This is a genomic window from Mucilaginibacter sp. PAMB04168, from assembly GCF_039634365.2.
In the GTDB taxonomy this organism is placed as follows: Bacteria; Bacteroidota; Bacteroidia; order Sphingobacteriales; family Sphingobacteriaceae; genus Mucilaginibacter.
Genome location: NZ_CP155079.2, coordinates 4337290 through 4356396 on the forward strand (window position 1 = coordinate 4337290; position 19107 = coordinate 4356396).

Here is a 19107-nt window from a genome sequence, read left to right on the forward strand (position 1 = left end):
GATTAAAAACCAACATTTAAACCAAACGATATCGATTTTAAGTTTGGATATACGTTATACGGCGAGGCATTATCCCGGTAGGTGAACGGGTTGTAGAAGTTTAAAGGATTGGTTGCTACTGCAAATGCACGCAAGCTGCCAATTCCCATCTTCTTGGTTAAAGATGCCGGGAAAGCATAACCTAAATTAACGTTTGATACTCTGAAAGTATAGGAACTAACAAACCAGAAGTCTGATGGAAGATCATAAGTATCTTTGTAGTATGGACTTGGGTATTTTGCGTTAGGATTTTCAGGTGTCCAGTGATCTGACCAAAACTCCGGACGATTAATGGTAGCAGTTGCCTGTTTACGTGCATCGCCTTCAATTGCACCCTGCCCACCAAAGCTCATACCCATAGTTACCGCCAACGTTATACCTTTATAACCAGCGCCAAAGTTTAAACCAAGGCTATAGTGATTGTCAGCTTTGTTAGTGAGGTAATCCATGTCCTCATCATTAATCTTACCATCAGGAGCGGTATAGCGGCCTGAAGCATCCATCGGGCCCCTAACGTCTTGGTAGTATAACATACCTGCCATTGGCTTTTGACCTTTAATAGTGTAACCAGGATGAGCTACAACATAGGCATCAGCCTCCGCCTGTGACCTGAACATGCCCAAAGTATGGTAAGCCAGCGTTCCTTTATCGCTTGAAAAACCATTAGCTTCAAGATAGGTACCAACATTGCCCAGTGGTTGGTCAACAATTAAATTCCTGTCATCACTCCATGCAAAGAATGGACTAAAGTTATAAGTGAAATCTTTACCTATTCTATCTCTCCATCCCAGTGATATTTCGTAACCAAAAGTATTAACTGAAGCAAAGTTTTCTGTCGGTGGAGCTGTTCCAATAGTTGCAGGTACCGAAGAAGTTAATGCCGAAAGCATATTATATCTGTGCGAAAAGTACCCATCAGCTGTTAACGACAATCTGTTGCTGAAAAGTTGTGCATCAATACCAAAGTTTGTAGTCAAATTACTATCCCAAGTAGTATTTGCATTTGCAATAACAACGTTAGGTGCGTAAGTTAAACCTCGGTCATTGTTACCGCCAAACACGGCCGCTTTTGAGGTTTCGAGTTTGTAGTTTTCCTGATATAAGAAAGGTTTGGAACTATCGTTACCCAATAAACCAACTGACCCTCTAACTTTCAGGAAGTCGACAAATTTTACTTTATTTTTAAAGAACCCTTCTTCAGATATTACCCATCCTAATGAGCCTGACGGGAAGAAACCATATTGTTTACCAGGCGCAAAATTATTGTTAGCATCTGTACGTAAAGATACTTCTACCAGGTATTTGCTGTCATAAGCATAGTTTACACGAGTGGCATATGCAAGGCGTCCAAAATTCTTAATCTGCCCATTGGCTTGGTCGGTCGCTTGTGCACCGGTTGCAAAGTTCATATTATCGAAACCACCAACTAAAGTGCCTTCACGTAATGCCACCAATGTTTCACCGTGTGTATCGCGCTGTTCAAATAATGCAATTGCTGAGATATCATGTTTACCGAATTTATTGGCATAGTTTAAGATCCCATTAAACTGATACACATCTAAAAAGCCCGGGTTAAATCTTACGATATCGCCATTTTTGGCAGACACAACATTTACAAGGTTACCACCAACAATATGCTTGTTGTCACCTGTTCCCTCAAAATTGTACAGGTTATAGCGTGTACCGTATTGTTTGCTAAAATCATTATTGATGTTACGGTTATAGCTCAAACTGGCTTTTAACCCCTTAACAAACGGAACCTCATAGTCAGCATTCAACTGCACGTTCAGCATCGTACTTCTTTGCAACGTGTAGTTATCTAAACGTTGTACTTCAAAAAAGTGAGCTCCTTCTGTTGAACCTGTATTGGTAGCCTGCAATACAGGCAAACCATTATAGTACATAGGCCTGAATTGCGGGATAGCTAACAATGAGATAAAATCGTTATTCAAACTTTCAGAGCCTTGCTTAAAATAATACCTTTTATTATTACCAAATGCACCACTTACCGATGCGGCTACTTTTAAACCATTTGCTACCCTTACATCAGCACTCGATCTGAACGTTAGCTTATCCGTACTTACACCTGCAAAATTTGAGTTCTGTTTGGTATAAGTTGTTCCTGCAAAATAGGTTGCCTTATCACTGCCACCACTAACATTTACTGCATGGCGCATAATGTATGATGATTGCCACGCTTCTTTAATATGATCGTAATTATTTTTGGAGAAATAATCAAGCTCATCAGGCGTGTAATAGCCGGTTATGCGGGTTGTAACGCCAGTGGTAGGATTGGTATAATCGCCGTTAGGCTTTATTAAAAAGTTGTTTTGAACCTGCAATACATCGTTCAGGTAGGTTGCCTGCTGTAATCCATTCATCATTGTGGGCAGCATCGTTGCATCGGTTATACCGTACGAACCACTGTAGCTGATTTTAGGAGCACCGGCTTTGCCTCGTTTTGTTTTTACGATTACAACACCGTTAGCACCCAAAATACCGTATATGGCTGCAGCTGCATCTTTCAGGATAGTTACACTTTCAACCTCACTAGCATCCAGCAGGTTAAAATCATTTAACGTACGCTGAACATCATCAATAATATACAGCGGATCTGTCGCACCGTCTTTAGCAAAAAACTTAGGGTTACGAATGGTAATGCTGGCATTATTACCCGGACGATCAACGCCACCTGATATGCTAACATTTGGTAGTTGGCCACGTAAAGTAGCTGCAAGATTGGTTGAAGGTATATCTTCAACGGCTTTCATATTAATTTGAGCTACGGCTCCAGTAAGTGAGGCCTTTCTTTGCGTACCGTAACCAACAACAACTACATCTTCCAGGTTGGTTGCGGCAGATGGCACGAGCTTTACATCCAGGTTGTTTTCACCAACTCTCAGCGTATGCTCCTGGTAAGCATAGCCTACATATTTTACAGTCAAAACAACGTTTTGCTGGTTGGTTACTTTTAATGAGTACTTACCGTTAACGTCTGTTTGTGCAGCTGTGGTATTGCCTTTTACTTGTATGGTTACGCCAACAAGCGGCTCGTTTTTATCACTGCTAACAACACTACCGGTTATAGTGCGCGTTTGCGCGAACACCGTTCCGGTAAATACGGATAGCAGTAAGAATAGTAAAAATTTCTTCATTTCTAATTTTTGTGGTTCAATAATTGGGTTTAATCTTCTTTTCGGGGATTAGATACAGCTTTTTAAATCATATTAAATTATTAGGGTTCTTTATCTTTATATAAGAAAAGGCAAAGGCGTAAGCATGTGCCTTCTTTGTTATTGTTTCGAGGTTTTCTCTTTCTCTTCCTTAATGCGGGCCATCCAGGCTGCTTCTTCTTTTTTCATATCAATACCGGCAGCAGAGAGGTAGTTGTTGATACGGCCTTTATATTTTCCAAACCAAGCATGTTTTTTTTCAGACGATTCAGCATCCATGGCATGTTCGCGGGCCTCGGTTAACCAGGTCATAATCTGCGTTTTTTGCGCCTCGGTAAGGTTAGGCAGCATTTTTTGGTAAGCATCCCAGGTTACGTTTAAAACGTTATAAGTCATACCGTTTTTGATCTGGTCAATCTGCTGCGCGGTTAAGCCAGCCTTTGACAGGTTTTTTAAATATTGCGGGTGCAGCTTATCAACACTGGCAGTCACTTCGTCTTCAACGGCTTTCAGCTTAACAGTTGCGGCTTCTTTGTTGTCGTCCGTTTCAGTTTTGATGACTGATTTTTTGTTATCGCGCAACACATAAATATCGTTCAGGTCCTGGTACTGTTTGGCAACAATGTTGGTTACTTTAAGCGCCTGTACTGAATCGGGTAAGTTAAGGGCCTTTACAATTTTTGCCGAACGTTGAAACACCGTTTTGCGGTAAGCAATCTCTTTTTCAACTGCCGTAGTATTGTCTTGCGCCAGCGCCGGTAATACCTGCACTAACAGCAGCAACATCAATACATTGAATACAATCCTTTTCATCTATATCTATCTTTTTAATTAGCAGAGTTTGTAAAATTCACATCGCCACAGAAGTGCACTTTTATGCCCAGTTCCTGCAAGGCAGCCGCTTTTATACGGCAGGCCCTATGCGCTTGTTGCTCATCAGTAGTGTATACTACTTGTATGTGGTTGGCTTTATGGCGCCCCATTAACTGGTTTTGCGTTACACCTTTAAGCGTTGCGTTCATAATGGGCCATTGTGGTGTGGTAAGCTCCCAGCGGCGATGAGTTTCGGCATCGGGCAGTAAAACAGATTCGCCTACGCCAATATCGCAGTGCAGCTGGTTATCCATTACATAAATGCGGCTCCAAACCAGGAAACCTGGTTTGCTAACACCCTTTAGGCTTCCACCACCTAAACGGAAATACATGGCAGGCTGTCTGTCGCTCGATGCACCCTCGTAGCCGCCAATAAAGTGAGCAGGTGGTGCAGCGCCCGATATCAGGAACACCCAAACAAAATCATCAATACCATCGCCTTTAAAATGTTCGCCCCAGCGTAAATCGTGCAGGGTGGTTTCACCAGGCATGCCCAGATCTTTCCACAAGTGGTAAGTTACCAGTGCGTCAATACCGGCGCATTCGTCTACCTCATTAAAGTGTGGCAGTGCATCGCCTGCATAAAGTTCTTTACCTTCGGTTGAAAAAACAGGGGGGCGATCCTGATTATTCAGTAAGCCTTCTACCAGATCACTGGCAGCGGTAAGATCTTTTAAGCCTTGCTGGTATTGAATACCTATGGTATCGCAACCAAAATTATCAGCAATACGGGTGGCGGCAATGTACATTTTGCATTGCTCCAACGTTTGCGCCTCGGTAAGTTCTGTTTCGGGATTGGTGCCCCAGTTAAACTGCATGCCTTTGTTTAAAAGCCAGTTTAATACCTCGCGGGCCTCTTCGTCTTTAACCTCGCGCATGGCGGCGTATAACGATGATTGACTTAAACGTTCCTTAAATATACCGGTCGCATGCAGCAGGTCATCCGGAACAATGGCATTGAACATGCCCATGCAACCCTCGTCAAACACGCCCATAATAGCTTTATTATGCTTAAGCTTTTGAGCAAAGTTGCGCCCGGTAGCTTCATCCTCCAGCGGGATGCTTACCAGATCATAGCTTTTAACATGAGTTTGATCGTGTTTAATTTTACCTGTTTGCAGCCACTCCTGAAGCTTATGGGTAAAAAAAGCGTCTGTAAAGTCTTCGCTCCAAAGGGTGCTATAGTTTACACCGGCCTTGGTTAAAGAACCATTCAGATTTAGCATACCTACCAGGCCTGGCCAGGTACCGCTCCAGTTAGCTAAAGTTAATACAGGGCCTTTATGCGTGGTTAAGCCGGCTAGTACGTGATGTGTATATTGCCAAACGCTTTCGGCTACAATGATGGGTTGATTAGGGTCAAGGCTGCGGAAAACTTCGATACCCATTTTTTGAGAATCGATAAAACCATGCTGCTTTACTTCGTCATAAACGTGGGCGCGTTGTACGGTCCAACCTTGTTTTTGAATTGCAGCAGTTAACAAGCTTTCCATCTCCTGCTGGGCAGCCCAACAGTTTTGATTTGCCGACAGCCTTAAATCACCACTGGCTACTAATAGAACTTGCTTTTGATTACTTGAATTTATCATATATTATTAAAGTAACCAGCGAAGCCAATGATACAAATCGAACCCTAACAAACGACTTTATACAAACCGCCATTAATTACACTAAGCCTTAGTGTAAACAAAACACAATAAACTGATTTTTAGCAGCTTATAAGACCAATTAGGTTATGATTTATAATTTTTGTTTGCGTTACAAACTGGTTAGCTTTACAAATATGCTGTATAGGCGGTCGGTTTTTTTACAGTTTTTTATCTATTTACTATAGGATGTTATCATAAGGCTTTTTTAGCAAAACGAACTTTCATCAAGCTTTTTGATAGCATTTATTGTAGTAAATCAATCCTGTACATTATTTTGACGCCAGTTAAATAACAGGCTCATAAAAACAACATATATATTTTAAGAAAATATATAACAATAATAAGAAATGATGTGAAATTGTTAACTACGCTGTGCTATATCCTAATGATTGCACCGAATCAAATAAACAGACATGCTATTATATGCCATTTTTTAGCTATAATACACTTGTAAGACCTATTTGCTGTTGTAAACGTTCGTAATTATGAAATAACAACTCTACTTCCTGCTTATTTTGACTGGTAAACGGGCCAACATCACGCCTGGTGAACGTTGAAATATTTACGCCCCGCTGCTGCAGATAATACTTTGATACCGTAGGGTAAACGTTGTGCATTACGTCCATATTATCTGTTAAAAATTGTTGTACCAATTGAACCTGCTCAACAAGTGCCTGATTGTTGTAGTTATTGCATAACCATACAATAAGCTCCGGAAAATAGTTGCCTTGTATGCATGATAAGCCTGCCGAACCAGCCTTTAGTGATTCCACAGCATGCACCAGGTAGGCATCATACAGGCCGAAGGCGGGGTAATTTTGTGTAGCAGCAATTTTTGCTTTTACTTGCTCTATGTCCAAACAGGTATCTTTATGGTAAATTACCCTTCCGCTGGCTACAAATTGCTTTAGCTGTTCGGCGCCAAGCAGGCGCTTGTAAGGTACCGGGCACTCATAAAAGCCAAGCGGAACACTATCGGTTAGCTGTAAAAGTTGCTCAACACGGTTGTTAAAAATAGCATTGGGTTCATTACTGCCGGCCAGCAAACCAGTTATGGCAATTACAGCCTGCACACCGGTATCATAAACCTCTTTTACAAAATCTGCCTGTTCTTCAATAGGCCCGCCAAAGGTTCCCGTTGCTACTACCGGCACAGCACCATTGGTCACCTTAACAACCTGGTTAATAATCTGTATGCGCTCATCTTCCTCGAGTTCAAACATTTCGCTGGATAGGCAGTTAGCAAAAAGGCCGGCGGCCCCTGCCTCCAGATAAAACTCGGTAAGGGAGGCCAGCGCATCAAAGTCTACAGCGCCACTGTCGGTAAAGGGCGTTAGCATAACCGGAATAAAACCTTTTTTGTTATTGTCAGGACTGTTAGTCATGGTATGATAGATAAATACAATATTATTTGTTTACAGGTGAGGATAAGATGCCTGCCTTACGCAGTTTAGTTGCCAGTAACCCAACCAAAAAAATCGCAAGCGTGCCAACCACAATTACCATGTTTTGATGCAGCGAGTTGCGTAACCATCCGTATTCGGCAGGTAATAAGGGGGAGAGCGTCATCCAGATGATTACCACTATGCCAATGGTAATGGCCAGAATAGCCTCATGGTTGCGGGTTTGTTTACTGATAATGCCCAATAAAAACAGCCCTAACATGCCACCGGCAAATATGCCCGATAACTGCCACCATACGTCCAGCACGCTTTTTACGCCAATCATCGCTATACCGGCTGCTACGCCGGCTACACCTACTACAATAGTGGCCACGTGCAGTAAGGTCATGGTTTGTTTTTCGGTAATACCCGGCTTAAAGTATCGTTTGTAAATATCTTCTGAAAACACCGTTGCAGAGGCATTCATTCCCGAACTAATGGTGCTCATGGCAGCCGAGAGAATAGCAGAGACAATTAGCCCTACCAAGCCGGCGGGTATTTTGGTAACCATAAAGTTGGGCATCACCTTATCGCCGTAATCTTCGGGCTTAAGGCTGGCAATCGTTTTTGCGATGTCTATGGCAGAGGCCCCCTGCGGCAAACGTTCCACCGCTACTTGATGGCGTATTGCCTCTGTTAGCTCGGGATGAACCTGGTAATAGGCGTATAAACTTGAGCCTATGATGCAAAACAGCAGCGATACCGGCACATACAGCACTACACACAACCATATTGATTTGACAGCCTGTTTTGAAGACGTAGCTGTATGATATCGTTGTACATAATTTTGGTCCATACCAAAATTATTAAGGTTAATAAAAAAGCCGTACAACAGCACAACCCAAAAAGTAGACTGCTTAAAATCGGGCATGTAACTTCCCAAACTAAATTTGCTGTCAGTATGCCCTATATCTACAATCTTGCTTACGCCACCCGGCATATTTGTTATAATAATGTACAGAATAAGCAATGCACCAAAAGTTTTAACAATGCCCTGTACAACTTCTGTCCATATTACGGCTTCAATACCTCCCAGTACAGTATAAATGATGATACAAATACCCATAGACAGGATGATAAGCTTCATACTGAACCCTGTAAGGGCCTGTAAGCTGAGTGCTATACCAAAAAAAATAGACCCCATGCGGGCTAATTGCGTAAGCAAAAAACACACAACAGCATAAGTACGTGCCCATGCCCCAAAACGGTGCTCAAGGTGCGTGTAAGCCGATACTTCACCCGTGTGGCGGTAAAATGGCACAAAGTATTTGGCGGCAATCCAGGCGGCCAGTGGCATGGAAATACTGAATACGAAGGCATTCCAATTGGTGCCGAAGGTTTTGCCCGGCACGCCTAAAAACGTATTACTGCTCAGAAAGGTAGCGTATATGGAAATACCTAATGCCCAGCCCGGTATACTGCCCGATGCCTTGGTAAACTGTTCTGAATTCTTGTTTTTGCGCGAAAAATAGAAGCCAACCAGCAGCATAGCAAGCAGGTAAATAGCAATAACGGCAAGATCAAGCGTGGGCAAGCTTCTCATCCTTACAAAAATTCGTCTTTTGGTTTAATTGGCGGCAATTGTGGTTGCCCGAATGACAAATCTATTGGATAGACAACTTGCTATTTTATAACATGTTTGCTACCTGTTATAGCATATTATCCTGAAGCAGCATTTAGCTATCTTACACGAACAACAACGCTTGCCGGTAGCAAACCATCTGCCCTTGCTGTAATTGTAACCACACCAGAACTTTGAGCAGCCTGCACAATAGCGAGGCACATGCCATGAAATGCTTTACGCTGCGATGCTTTGAAGGGCTCCATGCTGCTCTGTGCACCATTATCAACACCGGCCAGTGCGCCTTTTCCGGTTACGGTAAAGTTGATCTGATTATCAGCATCAGGAACTAAATTCCCATTTTTGTCTAATACACGTACGGTAACAAAAGATAAATCCGTACCGTTGCTCTTAAGTAGCTTGCGGTCGGCAAGCAGTTCGATACGCGCCGGCTCAGCAGCGGTTCTTATCTCTTTAGTAAGCACAATGCGGCCATTTTTGCGTGATACTGCCCTTAAAGTACCCGGTTCAAACGGAACTTTCCAGCTTATATGCAAATCTTCCCCCTGTTTTTTCTGAACACCTAATGAACGCCCGTTCAGGTACAGCTCCACTTCGTCGGCGTTATTATAGTAAGCCCAAACATCAACCGTTTTACCGGACTGCCAGTTCCAGTGCGGCAGCAGGTGTAAAACCGGCTTATCGGTCCATTCGCTCTGGTACATGTAGTAAACGTCCTTCGGAAATCCGGCCAGATCAATTATACCGTAATAGGAACTACGCGCCGGCCATGGATAAGGCACCGGCTCACCTATAAAATCAAAACCCGACCATACAAACTCGCCCGATAAGTAATCGTACTTTTTGATAATCTTCCAGGTTTCCTCATGCGTTGAACCCCAGTAAGCTGCCACATTATCGTATGCCGTAACGGCAAACTCGGGGTTACCTTGTGTAAATTTTTCTTTAGAACTGGTAGGCCAGTGGCGGGTACTATCAGTTGGCGTATCATAAAAACCCCTGGTGGCATAACCCGATATGGTCTCTGTAGCCAGAAACTTTTGCCCAAGGTATATCTTCGGAAAATTGGTATAAGTTTCAGGATGATAGTTAAAGCCCAGTATATCCAAAGCCCCCGATTGATAGATAAAGTTCTTTTTTGGGTCGGCCTCGCTTAAGGCAGAAGTAACATAACGGGTGCCGTCCAGCCCTTTCACAATACCTACCAGTTCACGGGTAATACTGATACCGGTACTATCAAACTGTTCGCGTATCTCGTTGCCAATGCTCCATATAATGATAGAGGGATGGTTCCGGTCGCGTTTTACCTGGTCTTCCAAGTCGCGTTTGTGCCATTTGTCAAAATGTTGGTAATAATCCTGCTTATTTTTCTTTTTGCGCCACATGTCAAAGGCTTCATCCATTACCAGGAAGCCCATGCGGTCGCACAGGTCCAAAAACTCAGGTGCAGGCGGATTGTGGGCCGTGCGGATGGCATTACAGCCCATCGCCTTCAGTATTTCAAGCTGGCGTTCCATTGCCCGCACATTAATGGCCGCGCCTAAAGCGCCCAAATCGTGGTGCATACATACACCTTTTATTTTCATCGGCTCATCATTTAAAGAAAAGCCTTCGTCTTTATCAAAATTAAAGGTGCGTATACCAATATAGGTTTGGTATTTATCAACAACCTGCTTGCCAGCCAGTACCTGTAATACCACCTTATACAGATTAGGATTGTCAACCGACCAGAGTTTAGGCTGGCCGACAACAATATTCTGATTAATGGTTACAGCCGTATCGTTACTTTCAACAGGTGTAGTAATAGAATTAACCAATTGCCCGGCCGGTGTGTAAACCGTAGCTTTTAAGTATAACCCTTCCTGATGTTTAACAATCTGTGTTTGCATACGTACTATGGCGTTGGCCTTGTTGACATGTGTGGTAACAAAACTCCCCCATTGTGGTATGTAAGATTTAGCCACAGTACTTAACCACACATTACGGTAAATACCCGAGCCGGTATACCAGCGCGAGTTAGGCTGTGCCGAATTATCTACTTTCACCGCTATTACATTGGCCTGCGTTCCGTAATGCAGGTAAGGTGTTAAATCGTACTGAAATGATATATAGCCATTGGGACGTTTACCCAGGTAATGGCCATTTATCCAAACTTCGCTGTTGCAGTAAACGCCGTCAAAGTCAATAAATACGTTTTTACCCTGTGCCGATGCCGGCACCATAAAGTTCTTGCGGTACCAGCCTATGCCAGCTGGTAAGCCCCCACCCGCTTGTGTGGTTGGGTTCTTCTCGTTAAAGGCACCTTCAATACTCCAGTCATGTGGTAAGCTAAGCTGCCGCCATGCATTATCGTTATAAACTTCGTTCTTTGCGGCGTTATCGTCACCTAAGTAAAACCGCCAGTTGCTGTTAAAAAGCTCCACCTTGCGCGGGTTGATCTGCCCCTGCGCCTCAACCATACCAAACAACAACAATACGATAACGCTATACCACTTAAACTGCATGTATCAACTTTTTGTAATCACACTAACCGTGCAATTTGTTCTAATTCTTTTTTGCTTTGGATGGCGGCGGTGCTATAAAGCCGACCGTGCTTTTGCCCATATCTTTAGAAGTAGCCACTGCTATACCCCGCTGATCGGCCTTATTAACCGCACAGTAGAAATGATAAACTACGCCCTTGTACTTTACCACAAATGATTTATGCGCAAACATGTTATCATAAGGCTCTGATGATTGGATCAGGTCATCGCCTTTCCACTCCGTCCAGTTCGCTAGATCATAGGAGCAGGCAAAACGGTTAAATGCCCCGCCTTTATCTTTCCAGAATGCGCCAAAATAGAACATTACCCACACATCTCCTATCTTTTGAATATATGGATCGCCGGTGATGCCTACGTTATGATTAAGGATGGGGTTGTTGGCAGCCCGTTTCCAGGTTACCATATCATCAGAAAAAGCCATGCCTATACGCTCGGCACCACGTTTTTTGTTTACGCTGTCGCCATTGGCGTTGTAGTACATAATAAAAGGATGTCCGAGTGATTTCTTTTTATCCCATATCACTGTTTCTTTATACAAGGTGTGGTTATCCCACCATTGCACATTACTGTCGGTAGCCATGAGTACCGGTTTACCTAAGCGTTGCCATTCATGCGGAGTGGTTGGATCGTTATCTGTATAAGCCATACTGATAGATAGCAACCCTTTTTCATAGCCCTTGCTCGAACCACCGAAGTACGACATCCAGTACTTGTTGTTGTACTTTTCCAATTGGTATGAACCGCCCCATTTGGTATCCTGCAAGGAAAGATAGCCGGCCTTCTGGTTGCTATCCCAATCGGTAGTATCACTGAAAGACATGATGCGACCGGTGGTTTTCCAGTTGAGCAGATCTTTACTTTTAGCCAGCCAGGTTTCATAACCCCGGCCATCAAAAATAATATACACCATATACCATTGGTTACCCTTACGGAAAACGGTTGGGCAATCCATTTTGCGGTTGTTACTATCGGGAGTAAGCACCAGGCCATATTTATAAGGTGTTTTTATCTCCTGGTAAACTTCTTGCATCACTTTATCGGACACTGTTTTATTGCCCGACTGTCCCCATACCGTTGTACCCGCCAGCAGCATAATGCCCAGCAGTAGTTTAGTGCTTATATGTCGAATTATATTCATATCCTGGTTATTAATCGTATTGTTATTACTGTGTTTCAGTTTGTTCCATCTGGCGTGCACACTTTATGAAACATCTTGTATCAGCACTATTAAGTTCAGTGACAAATTTTGTGCAGTGAGGTGAACACTGTCAATATTTGGCATCTAGCATATTAACTTTTAAGGAGTGTTTCAAAGTGTTCCGTAAAAAAGTTATTGAAACACTTACAACATCATGTTAGTACTTATTTAGCCGTAAAACTATATTTACCCGATCCTATTTTCACCATTGCCTTACCCTTGTTATAACTTTGCGCTTTAACACTTTTACCATTCATAGTTATTTTAGCCGTTTGACTAACCGGCAGGTAAACCGCTGCACCGGTATTAACCGGCACTTCCACCTCCATCACAAATGCCCCGTTCTTCTTCTCCCATTTGGTGCTGATGGTACCATAAGGCGACTCATGGCTGGCCTGTGCGGATGTCACGTCGCCTACCGGCTCGGGGCGTATCTCAATATCCTTGAACGCCACACCGCCGCCCGGACGAATGCCGGCCAGCGCACTATAAAACCATTCGGCTATATGCCCCAGCATGAGGTGATTGTTTGACACACCGGCCAGCGCCTGCCATGATTCGGTCAAGGCCGTAGCACCTTTAGCCAGCTGGTAGCCGTAACCAGGCACATCATCGCGGTTGTTCATCTCAAATATCACGTCAGACCGCCCCGCATCATCCAGCACACGCAGCAAATAGCGGAAGCCAATATCGCCGGCGGTAAGGCTGTTGTTACGGTTGCGGATATCTTTGATCAGGTTGGCAATTACGGCATCCTTGTACTGCGGCTCTACCAAACCACAATAAACGGCCATAGCATTGGAGGTTTGACTGCCCGTAGCATACTGCTTGGTTTGCACATTAAAAAAGGTATGGTTGAAAGATTTTTTTACCTCTGCAGCCAATTTATCAAACTTTACGGCATCAGCAGGTTTGCCCAGCAAACGGGCTATCTGGCTCATAATCTGCAAATCATAATGATAAATAGCAGTTGCGGTAACGCCTTTGGTGGTATGCTGAGATAAACCTGGCGAATTTGGACCCAGATCATACCAGTCGCCCAAACCCTGCGTTAAAATGTGATCTTTGGCCATACCGGCTAAATAATCCAAGTATTTGAGCATTACCGGGTAACCATCAGTCAGCACTTTTTTATCGCCATACCATTGGTACACATACCAGGGCAATATAATAGCATTACTACCCCACTCAGGCGAATCGCGGAACATGCCGCCAAAGTTGGTAAACTCCGGGGAAATCTCGGGCACCAGGCCTTCGGGTGTTTGCGAGTACCGCATATCATCAATGCACTTGCGGCTCAGGTTGGCAATATCATATGTGTAACGAATGGAGCTGCCTACCAGGTGTGCCTCTTCCAGCCAGCCCAGCTTTTCGCGGTGAGGGCAATCGGTAAACACGCTAGCCATGTTGCTGCGTATGGCCCAGTCAATTAATGTAAAGGTTTTATTAAAAAGCTCATTTGAGCAGGCAAACCGGCCCACTTCGGGTGCTGCATTGCGGGTGTGCAAGCTTTTAATAGCAGTTACTACAGGCAGATTATGCGGGTTAGCCTCATCCTTCGCTACAGCATTTTCTACCTGCGCATACCTAAAACCGTAATAAGTAAAACGTGGCTGCCAGGTTTCTTCACCACCGCCTTTTAACACATAATCGTAATAATGCGGGTTGCCCGAGCCTTTTTGGTTAATGGTGCCCTCGGTGGCTAGTAGCTCGGCAGGGTAAATGCGTACCGTATCGCCTTTTTTGCCTTTCACGGTGATTTGAACGATGCCCGATAGGTTCTGTCCAAAATCATATAGCACCCGGTTGTTCATCACCTGTTGCTTTACGGTGGTATCTTTTGATTTGATGTACTGGCCGGTAACGCCTGCACCCAATGATTTTACGCTTTTAGGGTTAAACTGCTGAAACACTTTTAGCGGCTCGGCAATCTGCGCATCCAGCCGGGGCGAACCGGTTACGGTAATTACCTTTTTCCAACCCGCATCGTTAAAGCCGGGTTTATCCCAACCGGGTTGTTCTTTGTTGGCATCGTAATCTTCGCCACCGTAAATACTGGTATAGGTAATGGGGCCGGCAGTGGTCTTCCAGCTTTGGTCACTCACAACACTTTCGGCAGTGCCATCGGCATACTCGGTAACCAGGCGGCATATCATCTTTGGATGCCCGTAAGCGCCGGTTAGTTTACGGTAGCGCGTATCGCGCGGAATAAAGTAGAACCCGTTGCCCAGCATCACGCCTATGGCATTGCCGCCCTGCTTAAGCTGGCTGGTTACATCAAAAGGCACATACAGTGCCTGGTCGTCATAATCGGTCCATCCGGGGTCCAGGAAGTGGTCACCCGTTTTAGTGCCATTAATGCTCAGCTCAAAATGCCCAAGTCCGCATATGTATAGGGTAGCCTTTTTTACCGGCTTATTAATGGCAAATGTTTTACGCAATAACGGCAATACATCATTGGCCTCGCTCAGCTTTTTTGGTCCGCGTAGGTGGATAAGCGGTGTGATGCGTGAACTGTCGGGCAGTTCGTCATAAGCAATCCACTGTGCGCCTTTCCAGTCGGCCTTGGTGAGCAGGCCCATTTGCCATTGCGCCGGCTTGCTCCAGCCTGAGGTATGCTGCTGGTTATCCCAAACCTTTACTTTCCAGTAATAGGTTTTGGCCGATTGCAAGGGCTTGCCCCGGTACAACACCTGTATAGAGGCAGATGAAGCCACTTTTTTAGAATCCCAAACGTTACCGGTGTTCTTCCCCAAAGCGTCGGCATTATCAGCTACCAACACCTGGTAAGAGGTTTGGGTAACATTATAACCGCTGCTTTGCAATTGCCAGCTTAATTCGGGCGCGGCTACATCCACTCCTATTGCATTGGCTTTATACTCGCATTGCAGGTTAGCCACCTTTAGGTTTTGTGCTAAAGCCTGTAAGGGGAGCAATAAACACCACAGGTAAAATTTCTTCATCACTCTTTTATTTATAAGGGCTACTGCATTTCAATGCCCGAAAGGTTCAAGTCCTGCGCATCAAGAGCGGTTATTACCACCCTATAGTTACCGGCATTTATACTGGTGCCGGTGGTAGTTGCAATAGTACCCGATTTACCTTTGGCTATGATTTTAAACGTCAGCATTTCTTCTTTCATCAAAGTACCGTCGGCGGCCAGCAACTGCATTTTAGCGGTTAAGGGCTTATCGGTAAAGTTGTAATATTTTATCCGAAGCGCGTACAAATCGGCCACGCCGGGGGTAATGGCAAACGTTGCGCTACTACCTGCAGGCTGCGTAAAGCGTACCACCTTGCGGCCGCTCAGGGTATCGAGCGCTGCGCCGTTACCTTGCACCAATGCATTATCGGCACGGTAGGTTACGGTTTTGCGCAGATCGGTTGCCGGCTCCAGCGTTACCGCCGGCATTACCGCTACGGTATACACGGCCGTGCCTGAAGCTTCACCAAGTGTAACTGTTTCACCTTTTTTAAACGCCTTGCGGTACAAGGTCATGCCCTGCTCACTGTTCGCATCTGATTTTATTTGTAAACCGGTAACCTCATAGCTTTTGAGCCAGGCCGGAGTACCGGCACCTGCTATGTTCGCAGCTACATAAACACTGCCATCGGCATTCATTACAAAAGTTGCTGTACCGGGGCGGGTAGTTGTTTGTATCCAATCGGCACCGTATAAAACCGGCGGTAGTTGGTTAATGGTAATGTTTCGGTCATCCGCATAAAGCTGGTCGCCTACGTCCAGCCATGATTTTTGCTTCCATGCCTGCGGCGCTTTTAAATTTTGGATAATGCCGGCCGATGGCGCAGCAGCTACCGCTTTGGTGTTAGCAGTACTAATAGCAATAGCCGATACAATAGCCTGCCCCGCCGTTACGTTAGGGAAGGAAATTATTAGTTTACCCCCTGTTACCTTTGCAGTAACAGTCTTTTTTAGTACTTGATTGGTTCCGGCTTCTTTCCAAATATCGAGGTTGTGCAGAACGGTTTTGTTGTTGACTGCCACATCAAACAAACGCCAACCTGCACAGTTGCCGCCGCCTATGCCATACCATGGCTCGTTAAAGTAAAGCTCTACCTGGTACTGTCCATCGGGCACCGGAAACTCATAGCGCAGCTTATCCATACCATAACGGAAAGTTTGCAACAATGCGCCATCGGCCGTGCCTTTTACCACATCAAACGTGCGTTGCTGACTGGCGAAGAATGCAGGCATTCCCTCAAAATCATCGGTCCATGATTTAGAGCCCCAGGTGTTGGCGACGGTTTGATGACGGTCGGCAAGCCACAGGTTGCCCTGCTTGTCGGTATAATCTGGTCCGCCGCAATTAATGCGGTATAGGTATTTGAGGTCTTGCCTGTTGTCTGTTGCCTGTGGTCTGCTGCTAGTTAATTGAGCAAGATGCGGTGCTTTGGGCAGGTGGTTGAGCACTATGTAATCTTGGGTTACGGCCTTGCCGTTTACGTAGCCTACGGCATATAGTACGTTATATTGTATGTTGGCGCCATCCCACTGGAAGTGGGTACCGATACCGCCCTGGCGTTTGCGCTTGCCTAGCGATACGGTTTTTACATCATTAAAAAGCTCCACCTCATCGCAGTTAGCGTATACAGTTATACTATCCTTTTTACCGGGCTTAAGCCAGCGGTTAGGCCAGGTGTGCGATACAATGTACACCATAGGGTCGTTATCCTTTGGTGCGTAGTTGGAGCGGAACATGTAATACACATCAAGCGGCTGTCCCCAGGGGGTAAACAAGCCTTTGTAGTTGATTGGCCCCACCCTGTCCAGTTCCCGTAATCCCTCGCCGCCTTGTATACGGCCGGGATTCTCATGCGAGTACAGCAGCCAGTGGTACTGACCGGCAACCTGATCACGTACGGATTCGGCCAGGCGTACTTTGGTTTCCATAAGCTGAGCCATGCGGTCTTCACTTACCGGTCCGTTGGCAACGAAAGGCCCTTCGGTATGCAGTTCGAGGCTGCGCCAGGCGCCGTATTCGCCTACTAAAACTTGTTTTTTCAGGTCTTCGCCATAAGTAAGCGGGTTGCCACCATAGGTACCGGTCCAGTTTTGGGGCACGTCCCAGTCGGTACCTTTACCGCCGTTACAGGTAGTTACCTTGCGTTGCGATGAGGCCGTATGATCGAGCGAGCGGATCAGCTCGGTACACTCGCGGGCAAAAGCTTCGGGCAGTTTGCTCTCGTTTTCTAAACCCCACAGCGTAACCGACGGACTATTACGCCGTTCCTTAATCCAGTCAACAATTAGCTTTTTATAGTTTTCCTTAAACTCGGGCGTATCATACCAGATATGTGCCGAAAATTGCGGCCACCATAGCATGCCCAACTTATCCCAATATTGCTGATACTTCAGGTTGTGCGGCTGGTGCGCATCGCGGAATGCGTTAAACCCTGAAGCTTGCAATTGCATCACACGGGCTCTAATTTCTTCGGGTGTAAAGGCATGGCTACGGCCCATCAGGTGCTCGTACTCGCCCATGCCATTGATGAACACGGGTTTACCATTTACATAAAACCGGCCATCGCCATTGATGCCCATTCCCCATTTTATCCAACGGATGCCGTATGGGATGTTTACCTCGTCAACGATTTTTCCGTTTTGAACAATCTGTGTATGCAGGGTGTACAGATAAGGCTTATCGGGCGACCATAGCTGTACATTTTTGATATTAGCTAACTGCTGCAACACTACGGCTTTTGTACCCGGTTGCAATGTTTTTTGTACTTGAGCGGTAACGAAAGTTTTGCCTTGTGCGTCGGTTAGTTTATTAACTACGGTAATGATGCCGGTTTGAGCGCTGTAGTTCTTAACTTCAGTTTCTAGATTTAGCGTTGCTGATTTCTCGGTTACCGTTGTGTCGTTCCAGATGTAAACGCCGAACGGCTCTACCCTTACAGGGTTGGTAGCAATTAAATGCACAGGCCTGAAGATACCCATTGGCTGCGAACCTTCTGAAAAGCCTGTTTCGTCTGAACAGCCGCCACATACCCAGGGCAGGTTTTGAATATGCGCGGGATGGTCGGCACGCACGGCCAGCAAGTTAGGTTGATTTAGTTTAATGGCATTGGTAACATCCAGTGTAAAAGAAGTACGGCCACCGGCATGTGTGCCTACTTTTTTGCCGTTAAGCCAAACGGTAGCATAAGAGCTTACCCCTTCAAACCACAAAAAATAACGTTGACCAGACTTCAACTGCTTAGCCGAAAATATTTTACGGTACCAAGCATAGCCATGCTTGTTGCCATGTTTTAAGCGGCGATACCCTTCGTACTGGTCCCAGTTATGTGGAACCGTTACCGATTTCCAGTTTTTAGTTTTAAATGCGGCTTGCTCAAAGCCGTTGTAAGCCTGTGCATTGTTATCATCGGCAACGCTTTGCCAGTTGCTATTGAGTGATACTTGCTGCCGGGTTTGTGCCAATGCCGTTAGCACACCGAAAATTGTAACTGCAAGAAGCAACAACACACTCCTCACATAACCTTTTACAAAACGTACCAGCAGTGCTCTCCCCTCCCGAGGGGGAAAATGCAGGGCTGTGGTTTGAGCACGAGTTAGAGTTAAGTTATGTGTTTGGTAAGCCATT

General features: G+C 45.2%; 9 protein-coding genes. All 9 read right to left on the reverse strand.

Annotation, left to right across the window (positions count from 1 at the left end):
* Nucleotides 1-2 precede the first annotated feature (2 nt).
* Entirely contained in the window at nucleotides 3-3194 is a 3192-nt protein-coding gene (locus ABDD94_RS18375; protein ID WP_345953455.1) for a SusC/RagA family TonB-linked outer membrane protein, read from the reverse strand.
* A 138-nt stretch (nucleotides 3195-3332) separates the two neighbouring features.
* Nucleotides 3333-4025 carry a DUF3826 domain-containing protein gene (locus ABDD94_RS18380; protein ID WP_345953456.1) on the reverse strand — a complete coding sequence of 231 codons (693 nt, stop codon included), beginning with the start codon at nucleotides 4023-4025 and terminating at the stop codon, nucleotides 3333-3335.
* Nucleotides 4026-4039: 14 nt separating this feature from the next.
* On the reverse strand, nucleotides 4040-5674 hold the full coding sequence (locus ABDD94_RS18385; protein ID WP_345953457.1) for a fucose isomerase: 1635 nt from the start codon (nucleotides 5672-5674) through the stop codon (nucleotides 4040-4042).
* A gap of 497 nt (nucleotides 5675-6171) precedes the next feature.
* On the reverse strand, nucleotides 6172-7119 hold the full coding sequence (locus tag ABDD94_RS18390) for a dihydrodipicolinate synthase family protein (protein WP_345953458.1): 948 nt from the start codon (nucleotides 7117-7119) through the stop codon (nucleotides 6172-6174).
* Between the two features lie 22 nt (nucleotides 7120-7141).
* Nucleotides 7142-8719, reverse strand: a complete 1578-nt coding sequence (locus tag ABDD94_RS18395) for a sodium:solute symporter (protein WP_345950636.1) — start codon at nucleotides 8717-8719, stop codon at nucleotides 7142-7144.
* A gap of 137 nt (nucleotides 8720-8856) precedes the next feature.
* Nucleotides 8857-11262 carry a sugar-binding domain-containing protein gene (locus ABDD94_RS18400; protein ID WP_345953459.1) on the reverse strand — a complete coding sequence of 802 codons (2406 nt, stop codon included), beginning with the start codon at nucleotides 11260-11262 and terminating at the stop codon, nucleotides 8857-8859.
* Between the two features lie 40 nt (nucleotides 11263-11302).
* Nucleotides 11303-12439, reverse strand: a complete 1137-nt coding sequence (locus ABDD94_RS18405) for a glycosylase (RefSeq protein WP_345953460.1) — start codon at nucleotides 12437-12439, stop codon at nucleotides 11303-11305.
* Nucleotides 12440-12663: 224 nt separating this feature from the next.
* Entirely contained in the window at nucleotides 12664-15462 is a 2799-nt protein-coding gene (locus tag ABDD94_RS18410) for a family 78 glycoside hydrolase catalytic domain (RefSeq protein WP_345953461.1), read from the reverse strand.
* A gap of 20 nt (nucleotides 15463-15482) precedes the next feature.
* Complete coding sequence (locus tag ABDD94_RS18415) at nucleotides 15483-19106, reverse strand: malectin domain-containing carbohydrate-binding protein (RefSeq protein WP_345953462.1); 3624 nt, start codon at nucleotides 19104-19106, stop codon at nucleotides 15483-15485.
* Nucleotide 19107 lies beyond the last annotated feature (1 nt).